The organism is Pseudomonas sp. JR33AA (assembly GCF_021378985.1).
GTDB lineage: Bacteria > Pseudomonadota > Gammaproteobacteria > Pseudomonadales > Pseudomonadaceae > Aquipseudomonas > Aquipseudomonas alloputida.
Window position 1 is genome coordinate 165,584 of sequence record NZ_JAJSAW010000006.1, and the last position, 17,381, is coordinate 182,964.

Annotated in this window: 15 protein-coding genes; 4 read left to right on the forward strand and 11 right to left on the reverse strand. The window is 61.3% G+C overall.

Features of this window, described 5'->3' with window-relative positions:
- Positions 1–53: 53 nt before the first annotated feature.
- From benB to hisN, 6 genes are all read right to left on the reverse strand, one after another.
- On the reverse strand, positions 54–539 hold the full coding sequence (benB, locus tag LVS58_RS12345; protein ID WP_004374327.1) for a benzoate 1,2-dioxygenase small subunit: 486 nt from the start codon (positions 537–539) through the stop codon (positions 54–56).
- Positions 536–1,894 carry a benzoate 1,2-dioxygenase large subunit gene (gene benA / locus LVS58_RS12350; protein ID WP_233691315.1) on the reverse strand — a complete coding sequence of 453 codons (1,359 nt, stop codon included), beginning with the start codon at positions 1,892–1,894 and terminating at the stop codon, positions 536–538. Before benA ends, benB begins: the two co-directional genes overlap by 4 nt.
- 83 nt (positions 1,895–1,977) lie before the next feature.
- Positions 1,978–2,676 carry an RHS repeat-associated core domain-containing protein gene (locus LVS58_RS25290; protein ID WP_442796455.1) on the reverse strand — a complete coding sequence of 233 codons (699 nt, stop codon included), beginning with the start codon at positions 2,674–2,676 and terminating at the stop codon, positions 1,978–1,980.
- A gap of 94 nt (positions 2,677–2,770) precedes the next feature.
- Positions 2,771–3,727: a benABC operon transcriptional activator BenR gene (gene benR / locus LVS58_RS12360; RefSeq protein ID WP_233691316.1), complete on the reverse strand. Its 957-nt coding sequence runs from the start codon at positions 3,725–3,727 to the stop codon at positions 2,771–2,773.
- 296 nt (positions 3,728–4,023) lie between these two features.
- Positions 4,024–4,755 carry a hypothetical protein gene (locus LVS58_RS12365; protein ID WP_233691317.1) on the reverse strand — a complete coding sequence of 244 codons (732 nt, stop codon included), beginning with the start codon at positions 4,753–4,755 and terminating at the stop codon, positions 4,024–4,026.
- A 176-nt stretch (positions 4,756–4,931) separates the two neighbouring features.
- Entirely contained in the window at positions 4,932–5,723 is a 792-nt protein-coding gene (gene hisN / locus LVS58_RS12370; protein WP_233691318.1) for a histidinol-phosphatase, read from the reverse strand.
- 126 nt (positions 5,724–5,849) lie between these two features.
- On the opposite strand from hisN, the gene LVS58_RS12375 reads away from it, so the two are divergent.
- Together LVS58_RS12375 and LVS58_RS12380 are read left to right on the forward strand one after the other, a co-directional pair.
- Complete coding sequence (locus LVS58_RS12375; protein WP_233691319.1) at positions 5,850–6,740, forward strand: universal stress protein; 891 nt, start codon at positions 5,850–5,852, stop codon at positions 6,738–6,740.
- A gap of 255 nt (positions 6,741–6,995) precedes the next feature.
- A complete protein-coding gene (locus tag LVS58_RS12380; protein ID WP_233691320.1) occupies positions 6,996–9,128 on the forward strand; it encodes a TonB-dependent siderophore receptor in 2,133 nt (710 codons plus the stop codon).
- Positions 9,129–9,159: 31 nt separating this feature from the next.
- Here the strand turns inward: LVS58_RS12380 and LVS58_RS12385 are convergent, their stop codons facing one another.
- The 3 genes from LVS58_RS12385 to ptrR all read right to left on the reverse strand — a co-directional run bounded on the left by LVS58_RS12385 (position 9,160) and on the right by ptrR (position 11,370).
- On the reverse strand, positions 9,160–9,681 hold the full coding sequence (locus LVS58_RS12385; RefSeq protein WP_233691321.1) for an acyloxyacyl hydrolase: 522 nt from the start codon (positions 9,679–9,681) through the stop codon (positions 9,160–9,162).
- A gap of 252 nt (positions 9,682–9,933) precedes the next feature.
- Positions 9,934–10,377 carry a carboxypeptidase regulatory-like domain-containing protein gene (locus LVS58_RS12390; RefSeq protein WP_233691322.1) on the reverse strand — a complete coding sequence of 148 codons (444 nt, stop codon included), beginning with the start codon at positions 10,375–10,377 and terminating at the stop codon, positions 9,934–9,936.
- Between the two features lie 126 nt (positions 10,378–10,503).
- Complete coding sequence (gene ptrR, locus LVS58_RS12395; RefSeq protein WP_233691323.1) at positions 10,504–11,370, reverse strand: putrescine utilization regulator PtrR; 867 nt, start codon at positions 11,368–11,370, stop codon at positions 10,504–10,506.
- A gap of 107 nt (positions 11,371–11,477) precedes the next feature.
- Here ptrR and LVS58_RS12400 point away from each other — a divergent pair, with 107 nt between their 5' ends.
- Positions 11,478–12,863 carry an aldehyde dehydrogenase family protein gene (locus LVS58_RS12400; RefSeq protein ID WP_233691324.1) on the forward strand — a complete coding sequence of 462 codons (1,386 nt, stop codon included), beginning with the start codon at positions 11,478–11,480 and terminating at the stop codon, positions 12,861–12,863.
- A gap of 37 nt (positions 12,864–12,900) precedes the next feature.
- Here the strand turns inward: LVS58_RS12400 and LVS58_RS12405 are convergent, their stop codons facing one another.
- Both LVS58_RS12405 and LVS58_RS12410 read right to left on the reverse strand, forming a co-directional pair.
- Complete coding sequence (locus LVS58_RS12405) at positions 12,901–14,811, reverse strand: AAA family ATPase (RefSeq protein WP_233691325.1); 1,911 nt, start codon at positions 14,809–14,811, stop codon at positions 12,901–12,903.
- Positions 14,812–14,916: 105 nt separating this feature from the next.
- Positions 14,917–15,816, reverse strand: a complete 900-nt coding sequence (locus LVS58_RS12410; protein ID WP_233691326.1) for a helix-turn-helix domain-containing protein — start codon at positions 15,814–15,816, stop codon at positions 14,917–14,919.
- Positions 15,817–15,999: 183 nt separating this feature from the next.
- Here LVS58_RS12410 and LVS58_RS12415 point away from each other — a divergent pair, with 183 nt between their 5' ends.
- The gene (locus LVS58_RS12415; protein ID WP_010954037.1) at positions 16,000–17,358 is read left to right on the forward strand and encodes a glutamine synthetase family protein; all 1,359 of its coding nucleotides are present in this window, start codon (positions 16,000–16,002) and stop codon (positions 17,356–17,358) included.
- The last annotated feature ends 23 nt before the right edge of the window (positions 17,359–17,381 follow it).

Consider the following 17,381-nt stretch of genomic DNA (forward strand, 5'->3'; position numbering starts at 1 on the left):
CCGGGCCACGGCGCGTCACCAGACGCACCGGGCAATGCTCGCAAAACCCTGTATCAGATGTGGTAGATGTCGATGACCTGGCGCACGTAGTCGTTCTTCAGCACCACCTTCTTGGCCTTGATCAGCGGCTGCTCGCCGCGCAGGTCAAGGGTGTAGAAGCTGGTGCCGAAGTAACTGTCGGTGGTCTTGTAGCGGAAGCTCAGGGTGTGCCAGTTGAAGCGCACCTGGCAGCTGCCCTCGCCCTGCTCGACGATCTCGATGTTGCTGATGTTGTGCGAAGTGCGGGTGTCGGGCACGGTCGCACTGGAGCGCTCGGTCTTGATGCGGAACACGCGGTCTTCCAGGCCGCCACGGTTGCCGTACCAGATCAGCGAGATTTCGCTTTGTGGGTCTTCGGTGAGGGTGTCGTCATCGTCCCAGCTCGGCATCCAGAAGCTGGCATCGCTGGCATACAATTCCAGCCACTGGTCCCACTGGGCGTCGTCCAGGTAGCGCGCTTCGCGGTACAGGAAGTCGCGCACGGTTTCATACAGGCTCATTGCACGGCCTCCACGGGGATCAGCTGCTGTTCGTCCTTGAGGGCCTGGATCATGGTGTCCTGCCAGTACTTGTGCTGCAGCACGAACAGTCCTTCGTCCTCGGTGCGTACGCCAGACAGCAGGGGTTGGAGTTCAATCTCCTTGGCCGCCTCATCGGCGCCTTCAACCCAGTGTTTCGCGCCGCGGGACATGTCGTTCCAGCCGGTGCCTCCACCATAGCCGGTCTGGCACGAGCGGAATTCTTCCAGGTCGTCCGGGGTGGCCATGCCGCTGACGTTGAAGAAGTCTTCGTACTGGCGGATACGCTTGGCGCGGGCATCGGCGCTCTCGCCTTTCGGCGCGATGCAGTAGATGGTGATTTCGGTCTTGTTCACCGAAATCGGCCGGGCGACGCGGATCTGCGAGCTGAACTGGTCCATCAGGTACACGTTGGGGTACAGGCACAGGTTGCGCGAATTTTCGATCATCCAGTCGGCACGGGCCTGGCCGAAGTCGGCCGCCAGTTGGTCGCGGCGCTCGTAGGCCGGGCGGTCTTCCGGGTTGGCCCACCGGGTCCACAGCAGCAGGTGGCCGTGGTCGAAGGAGTAAAAGCCGCCGCCCTGCTTGGCCCATGCGCCAGCACTCATGGTCTTGATCTCGTCACCCGCCTCGCGCTGCTTGCGCTGGTTCTGGGTGGCGGCGTAGTTCCAGTGCACGGAGCTCACGTGGTAGCCGTCAGCGCCGTTTTCGGCGGTGAGCTTCCAGTTGCCTTCGTAGATGTACGAGCTGGCACCGCGCAGCACTTCCAAACCTTCAGGTGACTGGTCGACGATCATGTCGATGATCTTCGCCGACTCGCCCAGGTGCTCGAGCAGCGGCTTCACGTCGGCGTTCAGGCTGCCGAACAAAAAGCCCCGGTACGACTCGAAGCGTGCCACCTTGGTCAGGTCGTGAGAGCCGTCGCAGTTGAAACTGTCGGGGTAGCCGGCGTTGCTGGGGTCTTTCACCTTCAGCAGCTTGCCGCTGTTGTTGAACGTCCAGCCGTGGAACGGGCAGGTGTAGCTGGAGCGGTTGCCGCGCTTGTGCCGGCACAGCATGGCACCACGGTGGCTGCAGGCGTTGAGGAAGGCATTGAGCTCACCGTCCTTGTTGCGCGCGATAAAAATCGGCTGGCGCCCCATGGTCAGGGTGAGGAAGTCATTCTTCTCGGGGATCTGGCTTTCGTGGGCCAGGTAGATCCAGTTGCCCTCGAAGATGTGTTTCATCTCCAGGTCGAACAGCCGTGGGTCGGTGAACATCTCCCGCTTGCAGCGGTAGATACCCTTTTCACGGTCGTCCTCGAGCATGGCATTGAGGTAGTCGAATCCCAGGGACATGGCCAGGGTCTCCCTTGTTATTGTTTAGACCTGGTCAGGTTAGGGAGACGGCTGGCGGGGGACTATCCGGATTGTGCAGAGTGCTATCCAGTTGTTACACGGACGTGCTTTCCGTCTTCATTCAGTTTCCAGTGCACTTTCGTCTCTTTTTCTGCCTTTGCGGGCAAGTTAACGGAAATTTTCTTCATGAGTGAAGTGGTGATTTTCAAAACCCCCCTATCAGTTGAATCTAATTTGTCGAAATTTCTATGCAGGTTCAAGTTGTAGACTTCAACTAGATTGTGCTCCTGCTGGGACCAGTTGTCAGCCTGAGATATCCGTTCGATTTCGCGCCCCATACCGTTCGCCGTAAAGCGACCTGAGTGCTCAAAATTATTCACGCGACGTTCCTGAACGAGCTTCCCATGCTCTTGCAGCCTGGAAGACATGAGCTGATTGAAATCACGTTGCGCATCAGATACAGGGACGTTGAAAGGTTTTGGTGCCTGTGCGCGGCGCGCTGGCCGATTGAGTATTGATTTAAGCATGTGCCCAGTCGGGTCCACATTGTTAATGGGATCCCCAGCACAGTAGGCATAGCAATTTAATCCTCCAGCACCCATTGGGCTCAAACTGTCAGGGCTGTGGAATCTCATCAAAACGGGATTGAACGCACGGTATCCGTTCCCCAGCAGGTAGTGCCCTGTGGCGTATTCTTTTCTCTGTCCGTTGAAGCGCAACACTGATGCGTATTGATCGCATCCGTCATGCCCATAAATGGTGTACTGCAATGAAGTCGACATGATTGCCACCTTCTACCCGAGATGAAGCTAAGGGTGGCTTGTGCATAAAATGTAAACAACTGGCAGAAATATCAGGTGACCACGGCAACGCGCGTCATGCACGCCGCTTGAGCGTCTGCGAAGGCAGCTCACCAAACTGCTGCCGATACACCTCGGAAAAACGCCCTAGATGCAGGAAGCCATAATCCAGGGCCAGCTCCGTCACACTGCGCACACCGCAAGTCGGGTCATTCAGGCACGCATGCACGCGCTCAAGCTTGCGCTGGCGCACGTAATGTTTGGGCGTGGTGCCAAGGTGCTGTTCAAACAGCGCATACAGCGAACGCAAACTCATGCAAGCCTGCTCTGCCAGCACTTCAGCCGACAATTCCAGTTTCAGGTTGCGTTCGATGTAATCAAGAATGCGCTCTAGCCCGGCCTGCGGGGCACTGAGGCTCTCGCGGCGGATATTGGTGCTCATCAGGGTCAGCAGCTTGCTGGCGACAATCTGGCTGTAATGGCCCTGCACTCTTGGCAGCGAATCGCTCACTTCCGCCTCATGACAAACCATGGCCAGCAGGTTGACGAAGCCATCCAGTTCATCCAGCCGGTAATGATTGCGCAAGAACCGCACGCCCCCATCAGGCCGCTGCCAGCGCTGTTCATCGCAGATCGAGTCCAGCAGCCGGGTCGGCACCTTGAGGATGAACTTCTCGCAGTCTTCCGAGTAAGTCAGGTCAACCGGGTCGTCCGGGTTGATCAGCAGCAGTTCGCCCGGCACCAGGTGCTGCTCGCGCTTGTGTCCGCGCCACAGGCAGTTGCCATTGAGCAACACCTGCAGGTGGTAGATGGTTTCCAGCGCGGGCGACGTCACGCGAACACTGCCGCCATAGCTGATACGGCACAGGTCGAGCTCGGCGAACTTGCGATGGCTGAGGCTGGCCTGGGGGTGGGTGGTACGGGACAGACCGATGCAATGCTGGCCTACATGCTGGTTCACATAATCGGACACAGCGTAAGGGTCGGCGTGGTGAAACACGCTACTGCGCTCGCTCAGCAGGCGGCTTTCCATAGGCAAGGCACTCGGTATCGTTATTGTTCTGGTCGCCGCGCCCTACCGCCTTGTGGGCTGTGGTTGCGGTCATCACGGTCATTCTATCGGGCTGGCTGCGCTTCACGGAGGTAGGCGACAGCCGGCGGATGGGGACACTACAGCAAAAAGGCCGGGGTTGGGCAATGCAACGATGGGATTGGCTGGGCGGATAGCGGACAGCTGCGGCGTCGTGAGTGTTCGATTATCGAACGTTATTTCGCTACTTGTGGCTTGCACAGGGCGGCGCCCCAAGCGCCGCCTGCAACGACCGTCATTCACTGCACCGGCAGGAAGTTCATCAGCAACAGGCTTTGCGCGTAATTCAAGCCTATGCGCCGATAACGCTCATCCAGCAACTCGGCCAGCAAGTCCAGCCGCGCGACGATCTTGCCGAACTCAACGGCAAAACTCAGGTTGCTGCCCTCCTCCGAAATCTCGTTCGAGAACAGCAGCAACACCCCATTGGCATCTTGCCGCTGGCTGAGCATCCATGTTGCCTTCTCGATATTGCGCGCGGCGTTGTTGACGAACAGAGGGTCGATGGTATCGGTCATGTAGAACTCGGTACGCCCGCCATGCGCGGTGATCAGCATGCTGCCAATGGCATAGATGAAGGCGCCGACCCGGTCCCCGCGAAACTCGGGGCTCAGGGCGTAGCTCAATGCCGCCAGGTCACGGCGGTTGCCCAGTTGCGGCAGCGGCAGGCGCTGTTCGATGGCGATGCGGATCTGTCGCTCGGCGGTGGCGGCGTCAAGGTAGCCAGACATCTTCCACTGGTTGGGGTTGCGCAGGTACAGCTTGTTCATCAGCAGGTACAGGCTTTGCAGGTTGTCGCGCATCGACAGCGTGGCCAGGCGGTCGACGCTGGTCTGGAACAGCTCGCTGGGTTTGCCGTTGCCGAGCTGGTTGACCATGTCACGGCCCTGCTGCTGCGTGCAGGCGCACAGGCATGCCAGGGCACCTGTCAGTAGCAGGCGGGGGAAGAAATTCGGGTAGCTTGCAACCATCGGCACCGGGTCGATATTCGGCGGCTGCGCTGGGAGTCAGCGCGGCCTGGCCAAGCATAGAGCCCGAAAATGGGAAAAAGTGCGGTGGCTTGGCGAGAATGGAAACCGGTGGCGGCCTCTTCGCGGGTGAACCCGCTTCCACCGCCCGCGAAGAGCCTAGGACCGACGAACCTGAATCACATGGCCTGGCGTAGCACCTCCAGCACCTGCGCATGCAGCGCAGGGTCACCACAGGCCACCACGCACCCGCCATCCTGCGCGGAACTGCCATCCCAGGCCGTGATCACGCCGCCCGCCCCTTCGATGATCGGCATCAGCGCCTGTACGTCATACGGCTGAAGGCTCGCTTCGACAATCACGTCGACAAAGCCCGAAGCCAGCATGCAATAGGCGTAGCAATCACCGCCATAACGCATCAACCGCGCCTTGCCGGCGACCGCTTCGAATGCCGCCTTGCGCTCGGCGGTGTCGAACATGTCCGGCGTGGTGCACATCAGCGTGGCGGCAGACAGGTCGGCGCAGGCACGCGTCTTCAAGGGCGTGCCACTGCGCCAGGCGCCTGCCGGGGTGCCCACGAACCGTTCGCCGGTGAAGGGCTGGTTCATCACCCCCAGCACCGGGCGGGTGCCGTCATTGAGGGCAATCAAGGTGCCCCACAGTGGCAAGCCGGTAATGAACGCACGGGTGCCGTCGATCGGGTCGAGCACCCAGGTCAGCGGGCTGCTGCCCACTGCAACACCGGCCTCTTCACCGAGGATGCCATGTTCGGGATAACGCGCCTGGATCAACTCACGCATGGCGTCTTCGGCAGCCTTGTCGGCCACGGTCACCGGGTCGTACAGACGCCCGCCCTTGTCCTCGACATCCAGGCTGGCGCGGAAGTATGGCGTGATCGCTTCAGCGGCAGCGTCGGCCAATTGCTCGGCAAAGGCGCGGTACTCAACGATCTGTTCAGCACTCAGGGACATGGGGCGGGCCTCGTGACAGTGATGGGGCACGCATCATACCCGACACATCGCCCCGGTGTACGCTGCGGCAGACTAGACTGAACATGACCAGATCACCCGGGGGGCTGCCACACGTGGAGGTGTGCGATGAGCCAGTTCAAACGTCTGTTCGTCATGCTCGGCCCGCAAATGCGTCATACGCCGGCGCTGCAACGCGCTGCGGCGTTGGCAGAATCCAGCGGTGCCCTGCTGGATATCAATGTATTCGTCGACGACGTCGACACCTTTGGCTTGATGAGCGATGGGCGTGAGCGTGAGCGGCTGCTCGGCGACAACCGCCAATGGCTGGCGGATGAGGCTGAACAGTTGAGCGATGCCGGCCTGGACGTGTCCACCGAACTGTTGCTGACCCGCGACCCGCGGGGCAGCGTACTGGAACGGATAGAACGGCTGGGCTGCGACCTGCTGGTCAAGGACGTACAGCACGAGCCCGTACTCAAACGCCTGCTGGTCACGCCGCTGGACTGGCAATTGCTCAAGGACAGCCCGGTCGCCGTACACCTGGTCAGCGACATTCGCCTGCCCCTGCCACGACAGATCGCTGCCGCGGTGGACCTGAACAGCCACGGGGCTGGCGAACACCTGGACGAGCAGGTCATCCACTGCGCCCATGACCTGGCCCTGCAGTGCAACGCCGAACTGCACCTGCTGCATGTGTGCGACGCGGCCAAGACCCACATCGCCGACTTCGGCGCCGGTACGGTCACCATCCCCGGCTTCGACGGCAGCGTGCGTACCGCGCAGCGGGCGGCGTTCAACCGCCTGGGCGACCATCACCAGATCCCGCTGGAGCGCCGGCACTTCCTCGAAGGGGCGGCGACCAGGGCTATTGCCCAGTTCGTCGGCCACAACCGGGTGGACGTGATCGTCATGGGCAGCCACCGGCATGACGCCATGCAGACATTCCTGGGCGGGACAACGGCGCATGTGCTGGAACACCCACTGTGCAATGTGTTGGCGATCAGGGCTGCTCGCTGAATTTCAGCAGGCTGCCCAGGGGCCAGGCAGGGACAACCTTGCACTGCGAAAAGGCAATTCCAACCGCAGAGCAGCGTCTAACCTGTCGGCCCCTTCGCGATGTCGGCAGGCACGGTTGTCACTGACGCTTAATCTTCCTTGGTTTCTGGCACACCCGTGCCACTCAAAAATAATGCATCTGATAATGATTCGTAGTATTTTCGCGGCATTTCCCGACCCAGCCCCTTAGCGCCCTATTCAAGGACCGTACTGTCGATGCGCCGCACGTTCGTTTCGCTTTGTGTGCTTCATGCTGTCTCCCCACTGGCCTTTGCCGAGCCTGAACCGCTCAGCGACCCTCATCAGATCGAACTCCAGGCCATGAGCATCACCAGTACTGCCGACAGCGAACGTGCCGACGGCCCGGTCGAAGGCTACAAGGCCACCCGCTCGGCCAGTGCCACCCGCACCGACACGGCGCTGCACGAAACGCCGCAATCGGTCAGCGTGGTGCCCAAGGATGTGCTGGTAGACACGGGCGCCACGCGCCTGCAGGACGGCCTGGACTACGCCGGTGGTGTCGGCCGCGCCAACAACTTCGGCGGCCAGGGCCTGACAACCTTCACCGTGCGTGGCTTCACTACCGGTGAGTTCTACCGCAACGGCTTTCCGATCAACCGCGGTTACCCCAATGCCCCGGATGCCAACACCGTCGAGCGCCTGGAGGTCATCCGCGGCCCGGCCAGCAGCCTGTACGGCCGTGGCGACCCCGGTGGTACGTTCAACGTGGTCAGCAAGCAGCCGTTGCCCGAGCCCCAGGTCACCCTTGGCAGCCAGTTCGATGACCAGGGCATGCACCGTGCCACCCTCGATGCCACCGGGCCGCTGAGCGAGGACGGCTCGCTGGCCTACCGCCTGAATGTACTGGGTGAAGGCGGCGACAGCTTCCGTGACGATGTTGAGAGCGAACGCTATGATGTCGCTCCTGTCATCAGCTGGCAGGTCAATGACGCCACGAAGATTACCTTCGAGGGCGATTTCATGCGCAACAACCACCCCCTCGATCGCGGCCTGACCCGCTATCCCACCCAGACCGGCAGCGCCTCGCGCGATACCTACATTTGGGAAAAAGGCAGTGACAACCTGCTGCACAATGACAACAACATGGCGCAGGTGCGTTTCGAGCACCTGCTCAACGACAACTGGACGCTGGGCGGTGGATTCCAGTACCTCGATGGCTCGCTCAAGGGCAATGCAGTCGAGGGGAGCAATTTACTGTCAGACGGCCGCACCCTGCAGCGGAACTTCAACTACCGCAAGCTGGAATGGACCGACCGTGACTGGCAATTGAACCTGACCGGGCATTTCGATACCGGTACGCTCAGCCACACTTTGCTGACCGGTGTCGAGTACGAGAACTACGACTACAACTCGATCATCCGCCGCTCCTCAACCTCCTACCTGATAGATATCTACAACCCGGTGCTGGGCCAGCCGCGCCCAGTTCTGGACCGCACCACCACCTGGGACAAGGAAAACCTGCAGACGTGGGCGTTCTTCATTCAGGACCAAGTAGCGCTGACCGAGCGATTGAAGGCGCTGGCGGGTGTGCGCTTCGAGCGCTTCGAACACGATTACGACGATAAGCTGGCGGCCAACCGAGATTTCACCAAAGGCGAAAACGGCGTCACCCCGCGCTTTGGGCTGATCTATGACCTGACCGATACCTTGGCGGTGTACGCCAATACCGCACGTTCGTTCAAACCCAATACTGGCGCGCCTGCTGGTGGCGGTAGCGGAGGTTTCGACCCCGAGAAAGGAAAGTCCTACGAGCTGGGTGTGAAATGGGAGTCACTCGACCGCCAGTTGAGTGTCGACGCGGCGATTTACCACATCGTCAAGGAAAACGTCTTGGCCAACGACCCGAGCGACCTTACGGGTACTTACAAGATCGCGGCCGGCGAGGTGCGCAGCCGTGGCCTGGACATCAATGTCGCCGGCAACCTCACCCCCGAATGGCGCATGATTGGTGGCTATGCCTACGTGGACGCCGAAGTCACCAAGGACACGACCCTGCCCAAGGGAACGCGCCTGGCCAATATCCCGCGCAATACCTTCAGCCTGCTGAACACCTACGAGTTCCAGGATGGCCTGGCCAAAGGCCTTGGCCTGGGCGTAGGGGTGAAGTATGTAGACGACCGTGCCGGGCAGACCTCGGCAGCCACCTACACGATGGAACGCTACAGCGTGGTCGACCTGTTGAGCTTCTACAAGGTCAACGAACACGTGCGATTGAATCTGGACGTGAAGAACGTGTTCAACAAGGGGTATGACGAGGGGGCGTTCAACAGCTACGTATACCCCGGCGCACCGCGCACGGTGCAAGCCGGCGTTTCCTATACCTTCTGAATTGCGGGGGCCGCATAGCGGCCCCGTAATTTCAGAAAGCTGTGCTGTAGAACAGCGAGTACGACTCGATGCCGTCGTTTGGCTGCTTTATCCCGGCGTTGGAGTAGTGCATGGCACGGATGCCTATCTTCTGTTCTCCCGGCAACTTCAGGCCAAAGCCGATACGGTCTTCAAAGTTGACCGCCGATCCCAGTCGCTGGTCGCCCACGTCGGTCTTTGAAAACGCTGCCAGGCCAATACCTGCCTCGATGTAAGGGGTGTAGGTAAAGCCGCTGAGCTCATACGTGAACACCGGGCTGAACGACAGCGAATGCGCACCGCTGGCATCGCCACCTTCCCAATAGGTGTAGGCCGCATCCCAGTAACCGCTCACATGGCCGGTGCTGCTTTCCATCCATTTCTTGTCCCAATCGAACGACAGGCCGATACGGTACGTCATGTCACCTTGGCCAGTGGCGCCCACAGCGCCTGATATCTGCGCAGCCTGGACCAGATCGGCCCCAGCAAAGGCCAGCACGGCAACGGCCAGCGAAGCTGCTAGACGGGTCTTCATCAACAACTCTCCTGATGGTCTACACGGCAAGCGGGGGCTTAGGCCCCTCGATCTTTTTGGGGGGACCGGCGCATACAGACCGGTCATACGAAGTAATACTTCTGATTATTGTCCAGATAATCAGAAAGTTGGAAGTGTATTGCCACTATTGGCTAAAACACTCGGTAAAGATGTGCCTGACGGGCACAGGAATTCGCGACGCGTGACTTTATCCCAGGCAGGAGTACATCCGTACTCCTGCCCGCATCCTCATCAACGCCAATTGAGGTTAACGGTCGTGGGGGCCTTGCCTGTCACGGCCACCCACTGCTGCACCGCCTGGCCTTGGGCATTGCCAATGACCTTGTATTTGCCGGGAGGCAGCTGCACATACAGCAGTGGCCCGGCATCGCTGACGCTGAGCACGGGCTGGCCCTGGGCATTCTGGATATCGACCGTGGCCCCGCTCTGGAACTTGCCTTCCGGGCCGGTCGAAAGCTCTACGTGCAGGTCATAACCCGTGGTCTTGCGCAGGGCATTGGCCTCGTCCTGGCCGATACCGCCCTGCAGGTAGCGCACGCCATTCTGCTCCTGCGGTTGCAACTGCACAGCCTGCATGTCGATGGGCGCATTGAGGTCGGCGGCGGCGGCCAGGGTCCATGGCAGGGCCAGGGAGATCAGCAAGGCAGCGCCGAGCGCATAGTGATGGTTACGCATGGTACGACCCTCCTTTCGAGGATGGCTTACCTAATATCTGATCCTCCCCGCGAACGGGTGTTCGTGCTGATGCCAGGTCATGCAGATGAAATTCAATTCAGATAAGCAGGTTACCGAGCAAAAACATCAGCTTGCGCGGTTTTCTTCAAGCAATTTCACGAACATGCTCAAACTGCGCGAGACCGTACCCCGTCGCCATACCAGCCAGGTTTTCAGATAGCGGAAGTCCTCCGACATTGGCCAGGCGCTGACAGTGCTGCACCCGGGCATATTGTCGAGCATGCTGCGCGGCAGCATGGCCAGGCCGGCACCCGCGCTGACGCAGGCCAACATGCCGTGGTACGACTCCATTTCGTGGATCTTGCCTGGTACCGCCTGGTCCTGCACAAACCAGTTTTCGAAGTGATGCCGGTACGAACAGTTGGCACGGAAGGCATAGATGCTTTCACCGTTCACGTCTTGGGCGCGGGTCACCGGTGCATGGTTGAGCGGCGCGATGACCATCATTTCTTCTTCGAACACCGGCATGCCTTCCAGTGTCGGGTGCAGCACCGGGCCGTCGACGAACGCGGCCACCAGGCGGCCAGACAGCACCCCTTCGAGCATGGTCCCGGAGGGCCCGGTGGACAGGTCAAGGTCAACCTTGGGGTAGCGCTGGTTGTAGGCCGCCAGCAACGCCGGGATGCGCACCGCCGCCGTGCTTTCCAGCGATCCGAGGGCAAAGGTGCCCTGCGGGTCTTCACCCGCCACGGTCAGCCGCGCCTCGTGTACCAGGTCGAGGATGCGCCGGGTGTATTCGAGGAAGTTCCAACCCGCAGGCGACAGACGCAGGCGGCTCTTCTCACGAATGAACAGCTCTACACCCAAATCCTCCTCCAGTTGCTTGATGCGCGTGGTCAGGTTCGATGGCACCCGATGGATGTGCTGCGCGGCGGCGCTGATGCTGCCCTGCTCTGCCACGGCCTTGAAGATCTCCAGTTGCACCAGGTCCACAGCCTTTCTCCAAACGTGAATGTTTCGCTCATTATTATTCAGTTTTCATTAAAGCCATAGCCCACTAGTCTGGCGTCACTGATTAACAACAACGAGAGTGTCCCGCCATGAGCACGATCAGCAGCCTGACCCACGCCATCTCCCTCGACCCCTACAGTGGCGAGCAGATCGGCGCCTACCCGTTCGACACCGACGCCGCACTGGAAGCGGCGCTGCAACGTGCCAAGATTGGCTATCGCCAGTGGCGCCAGGTGTCGCTGGGTCAGCGCAGCGAGTACCTGCTGGCCCTGGCCGACACCCTCGAAGCCAAGGCCGAAGCCTTCGCGCACATGATCAGCCGTGAAATTGGCAAGCCGATCACCCAGGCGCGCGGTGAAGTCGCCAAATGCGTTGGCCTGTGCCGCTGGTACGCCGAGCACGGCCCGGCCATGCTCGCCGCCGAGCCGACCCAGGTCGAAAAGGCCCGTATCGAATACCGCCCGCTAGGCCCGATCCTGGCCGTGATGCCTTGGAACTTCCCGGTCTGGCAGGTGCTGCGTGGCGCCGTACCGGCGATTCTGGCGGGTAACACCTACGTGCTCAAGCACGCACCGAACGTGATGGGCAGCGCCTACCTGATGGGTGAGCTGTTCAAGGATGCCGGCCTGCCGGAAGGCGTGTTCGAAGTGCTGAACGTGACCCCGGATGGCGTCACCCGCGCCATCAACGATCCGCGCATCGCCGCCGTGACCCTGACCGGCAGCGTGCGTGCCGGCATGGCGATTGGTGCACAGGCCGGTGCCGCGCTGAAGAAGTGCGTGTTGGAGCTGGGCGGCTCCGATCCCTTCATCGTGCTGGCCGATGCCGACCTGGATGCCGCCGTCCAGGCCGCGGTGATAGGCCGCTACCAGAACACCGGCCAGGTGTGCGCCGCCGCCAAGCGCCTGATCGTGGAAGCGAGCATTGTGGACGCGTTCACCCGCAAGTTCGTTGAAGCCACTCGCCAGCTGAAAATCGGCAACCCGCTGGAGGACGACACCTATATCGGCCCGATGGCCCGTTATGACCTGCGCGACGAATTGGATGGGCAGGTTCAGGCAACTTTGGCCGAAGGCGCCACGTTGCTGCTGGGCGGCAACAAGGTCGAAGGCGTGGCCAACTTCTATGCGCCGACCGTGTTCGCCAATGTCACCCCGGACATGACCGCGTTCAAGCAGGAGCTGTTCGGCCCGGTAGCCGCGATCATCACTGCCCGCGATGCCGACCATGCCGTGGAACTGGCTAACGACAGCGAGTTTGGCCTGGCTTCGACCATCTACACAGCCGACTATGCGCTGGCCGAACGCATGACCGCCGCATTGGATACCGGGGGCGTGTTCATCAACGGCTACTGCGCTTCCGACCCCCGCGTGGCGTTTGGTGGCGTGAAGAAGAGTGGTTTCGGCCGTGAGCTGTCGCACTTTGGTGTGCGCGAGTTCACCAATGCCCAGACGGTGTGGCTGGACCGAAACTGATTCATGACCCTGGGGCTGCTTTGCAGCCCCATCCCGGTCAATCCCGAACCTGGTCCTTGACCCAGTCCAGCATCCCCCCCGGCACGATCAGTTCATGCCGCGCCCGCGAACAGGCGGTATACAACCCCGCCAGCATACGCGCCCGTTCATTGCGGTTACCCGCTACCTGTGGCGCCACCATCAGCTCCGGCGACACCATCACCCGGGCAAACTCCATGTTCTTCACATCCCGTACTCGCCCCAGGAACAGCTTCGGCGCCTTGTCCCAGCGGTAACGGCTCTTGGCCTTGGCAAAGTGCTCCGGTGTGTAGCCCTTGCGCAGCATATTGGCCACGGCGACGAACGCTTTGTCATCGCCCTTGTCCTGTTCCAGCGCTTGCCAGCTGGCATAGCGGAACAGCATCGGGTGGCGCGGCCGGGTGCCGTAGCGGTACAGCTCGATGCAGTCCTCGACGAACAGTTCAAAGTCCTTGCGAGCGCTTTTCAGCAACAAGAACGGCACGCCCTGATGCGTCAGGCGCTGGAACCAGCCAAACAGGCCCCATTCATCATCGACGATAAGCGCCGTGGGCTGTTCCGGTACCATCACCGTATCGAAGAAACTGACCCGGGTGTAGTGCTCGGCGTTGCCACTGAAGGCGGCCTGGATTGTGGCCGGGTGCGCCTGGATCAGCGGGTTGAGCACATTGTCCATTGCCGGCCCGGCGCGCAGTGAATGGTCGATACAGCGTTGCCGGATGAAGCTGCCATGGTGCGGGCTGAGGCCGTTGAGGTTTTGCAGTTCGTCACCCAGGGTAATGATCGACTGCGGACTGCGATCGAGTACCGCCAGCATCGGTGCCGACAGCTCGTGGGCCTCGTCGACGATGACATGGGTGTAACGGCTGTCGATCACATGCTCGGTCAGCGACAGCAGCTTGACCCGGTGGTAGTCACGCACCGGTAGCTGAATGTCCCGCGCCGACGGGCGAATCAGCTCTTGCCAGTACAGACGCGCCTTTTCCAGCAGCACCTCCTGATCCAGCGGCGAAGTGCCAGGCCCGGCCCAGGGCAAGTGGTGCAACTGAATCTGGGTATCGGCACTGTGGCAGAACGTGCGCACGGCGCGGATGCACAAGGCAACCACGTCACGCGCTGCAAGCGGGCCGATATCAGGGATGGCCAGCCAGCGCACCACTTGTGCTTCCTGGGGGCGCCAGGACAGCCGGGTGCGGTAAGGGTCGCGCAATCGCCAGCCGTTGCTGGTGAGGTCGCGGTTGAGCAACTCGTCAGCCAGTTGGCCGAAGGTCAGCGCGGTATAGGCGGCCGCGTCCTTGACCCGTGCCTGCAGCGCGCGCAACTGCCCTTCGGTCAGGGCCAGCAACAATGTGCGCTGTGGCTCCAGCAGCCGGGCGAACTGGTGAATCAGGAAGGTCTTGCCGGTGCCGGCGAAACCTTGCACAGCCACAGACTCGTCAATGCCACTGAGGAATTCACGCAGCAGGCGGTTCTGCTGGTCGCTGAGCATCAAGTCACTGGCCAGCGACGGCAGGTACACCGGGTGCAGCGGCGTGGCCCGTTGGCGGTAGCGGTCGGCGAACTGGAAGTTCCACTGGCCTTCGTCATCCAGCCATTCGTCCGCCTGGTACTCCACTTCCGCCGACAGCAGTGCAATACCATTTTCGCCCAGCATGCCCAGGCCCATGGCGAACGCTTCGCGATCGAACTGCTGTGCTACCTGGGCCTGGAAGCGCCCGGGGGCGACACCTTCGACTTCGTTGGCGATGCGCACGATTTCGGCGAAACGACGCTCCTGCGCGTCGGCCGAGGCGGTGGCAGGCTGGCGTGGCAGGTTTTGCACGAACAGCACGGCAGCGGCATCAAGCACACTGGCGGTGGTGAAGAACTCGGTAACGGCCGCGCTGGCGAGGCGGTCGGCCTGGTCGCTGGGCAAAGGCAGGTAGAACATCGGCACCTCGGGTGAAATCAGGGCGGCACGATAGCAACTTTCGGCAGCAGATGCTGGGTTCAATGTTGGCTAGCCCGCGAAGCGGCCAGTAGCTTAACTGCCCCCTCAACCCCTGCTCCGCCTCAGTGTTTCACTGGGAAACTCCTTGAACAACTGTCGGTAACTCTCTGAAAACCTTCCTAAATGCCAGAACGACCAGCGCATCGCCACCTCGGCCACGGTCACGCCGCCACCGCGCAACAGATCACGCCGCGCACCGTTAAGCCGGCGCAGGCGCAGCCAGTGCGCCGGCGGCATGCCGGTAAACGCCTTGAACGCCTGCTGCAATTGGCGCAGCGAAACCCCGGCCACGTCTGCCAGCTCAAGCAGGTTCAGCGTCTCTTCCGGGCAGTCGGCCGCCCATTCGCTGACCCGGTGCATGATCGCCCGTTCCTCGTCCCGCCGCCCCAGGGCCACGCCCTGTAAACGCTGGCTGGCGTTGTCGAGAATGAACAGGCAGTCTTCCAGCAGCTGCTCAGCCAGGGCCTGCCCTTGCAACGGGCAACCTTCCTCGCCCAGCCGGGTCAAGGTGGCGCTGAGCCAGCTGCCGAACAGCGCATTCTGGCCGCTGCCCAATGGCACCATGAACAACCCTTCCAGGCGCTGCGGGTCTAGCCCATGGCGGGCCAGGAACGCCTGGTCGAACACGACCGCCACCTCGTGGTAGTTCTCCGGCGTGATCCAGATATTGCGGCTTTGTTCGTTCAGCAGGTACAGGCTGTTCTCGCTGCGGTCGAAGCAAAACGCCAACGAGCCGCTTGGCGCACGAAAAAACTGCTCCACCCGGGTGTTCAGGCGCTCTTCGTACACTTCCACACCCTCCAGCCCAAGACAACGCAGTTCACCGCTGAAGTACCCGGGCGACATCTGCCGGTACTGCTGCTGCCAGCCAGGGGTGGTGCGCACTTGCTCGGTAACGTCAGTGGTGTGGAAAGCCTGGACCTTCAACGCATTGGCGGTTGTCACGCATTGTCCTGTACGCACTCTTTTGGTGCATTCGATACTGAAGAAAGTGGATAGATTGCCCCGGGGGGCTGCGACCAAGATAGTCGCCAGCGCGTCACCTGGGAAGCGTAACGCCTTCGCAACTGTTCAACGGCTTTCGCAAGCGCCCACGCTCCCCCACTAAAACCCAACCAAGAGGTCTGTATGAACGCCCCCTTCGATCAGCTGTCCACCTGGCTGAAAGAACACCGGATTACCGAAGTCGAATGCGTGATCAGCGACTTGACCGGCATCGCCCGCGGCAAGATTGCGCCCACCGCCAAGTTCCTCCATGAGCGAGGCATGCGCCTGCCAGAAAGCGTGCTGCTGCAGACGGTCACCGGCGACTACGTCGACGATGACATCTATTACAACCTGCTCGACGCCGCCGACATCGACATGGTCTGCCGCCCCGACCCCACCGCCGTTTACCAGATCCCATGGGCAATCGAGCCAACCGCGATCGTGATTCATGACACCTTCGACAAGCAAGGCAACCCTATCGAGCTTTCGCCACGCAACGTCCTGAAGAAGGTGCTAAAGCTGTACGCCGACAAGGGCTGGCAGCCGATCGTCGCGCCCGAGATGGAGTTCTACCTGACCAAGCGCTGCGAAGACCCGGATTTGCCACTGCAGGTGCCACTGGGGCGTTCCGGCCGTGCTGAAAGTGGCCGTCAGTCGTTCTCGATCGATGCCGCCAACGAATTCGACCCACTGTTCGAAGACGTCTACGACTGGTGCGAGATCCAAGGCCTGGACCTGGACACGCTGATCCACGAAGACGGCCCGGCGCAGATGGAGATCAACTTCCGCCACGGCGACGCGCTGGACCTGGCCGACCAGATCACCGTGTTCAAGCGCACCATGCGCGAGGCCGCGCTCAAGCACAACGTGGCCGCCACGTTCATGGCCAAGCCGATCACCGATGAACCAGGCAGTGCCATGCACCTGCACCAGAGCGTGGTCGACATCGCCACTGGCAAACCGATCTTCGCCAACGAAGACGGCAGCATGAGCCAGCTGTTCCTGCATCACATCGGCGGCTTGCAGAAGTACATCCCCAAGCTGCTGCCGATGTTCGCGCCCAACGTCAACTCGTTCCGCCGCTTCCTGCCGGATACCTCGGCACCGGTCAACGTAGAGTGGGGTGAAGAAAACCGCACCGCCGGCCTGCGCGTGCCCACCTCCAGCCCTGAGGCGATGCGGGTGGAAAACCGCCTGCCGGGCGCCGATGCCAACCCGTACCTGGCCATCGCTGCCAGCCTGCTGTGCGGCTACCTGGGCATGGTCGAGCAGATCGACCCTAGCGCACCGGTGCAGGGCCGCGCCTATGAGCGACGCAACCTGCGCCTGCCGATCACTATCGAGGATGCCCTGCAGCACATGGAAGACTGCGAAACCGTGCAGCAGTACCTGGGCAAGCAGTTCGTCCAGGGCTACGTGGCGGTCAAGCGCGCCGAGCACGAGAACTACAAGCGCGTCATCAGCTCGTGGGAGCGTGAATTCCTGATGCTGAGTGTCTGACCCACCGCGGGGTGCCTTGCACC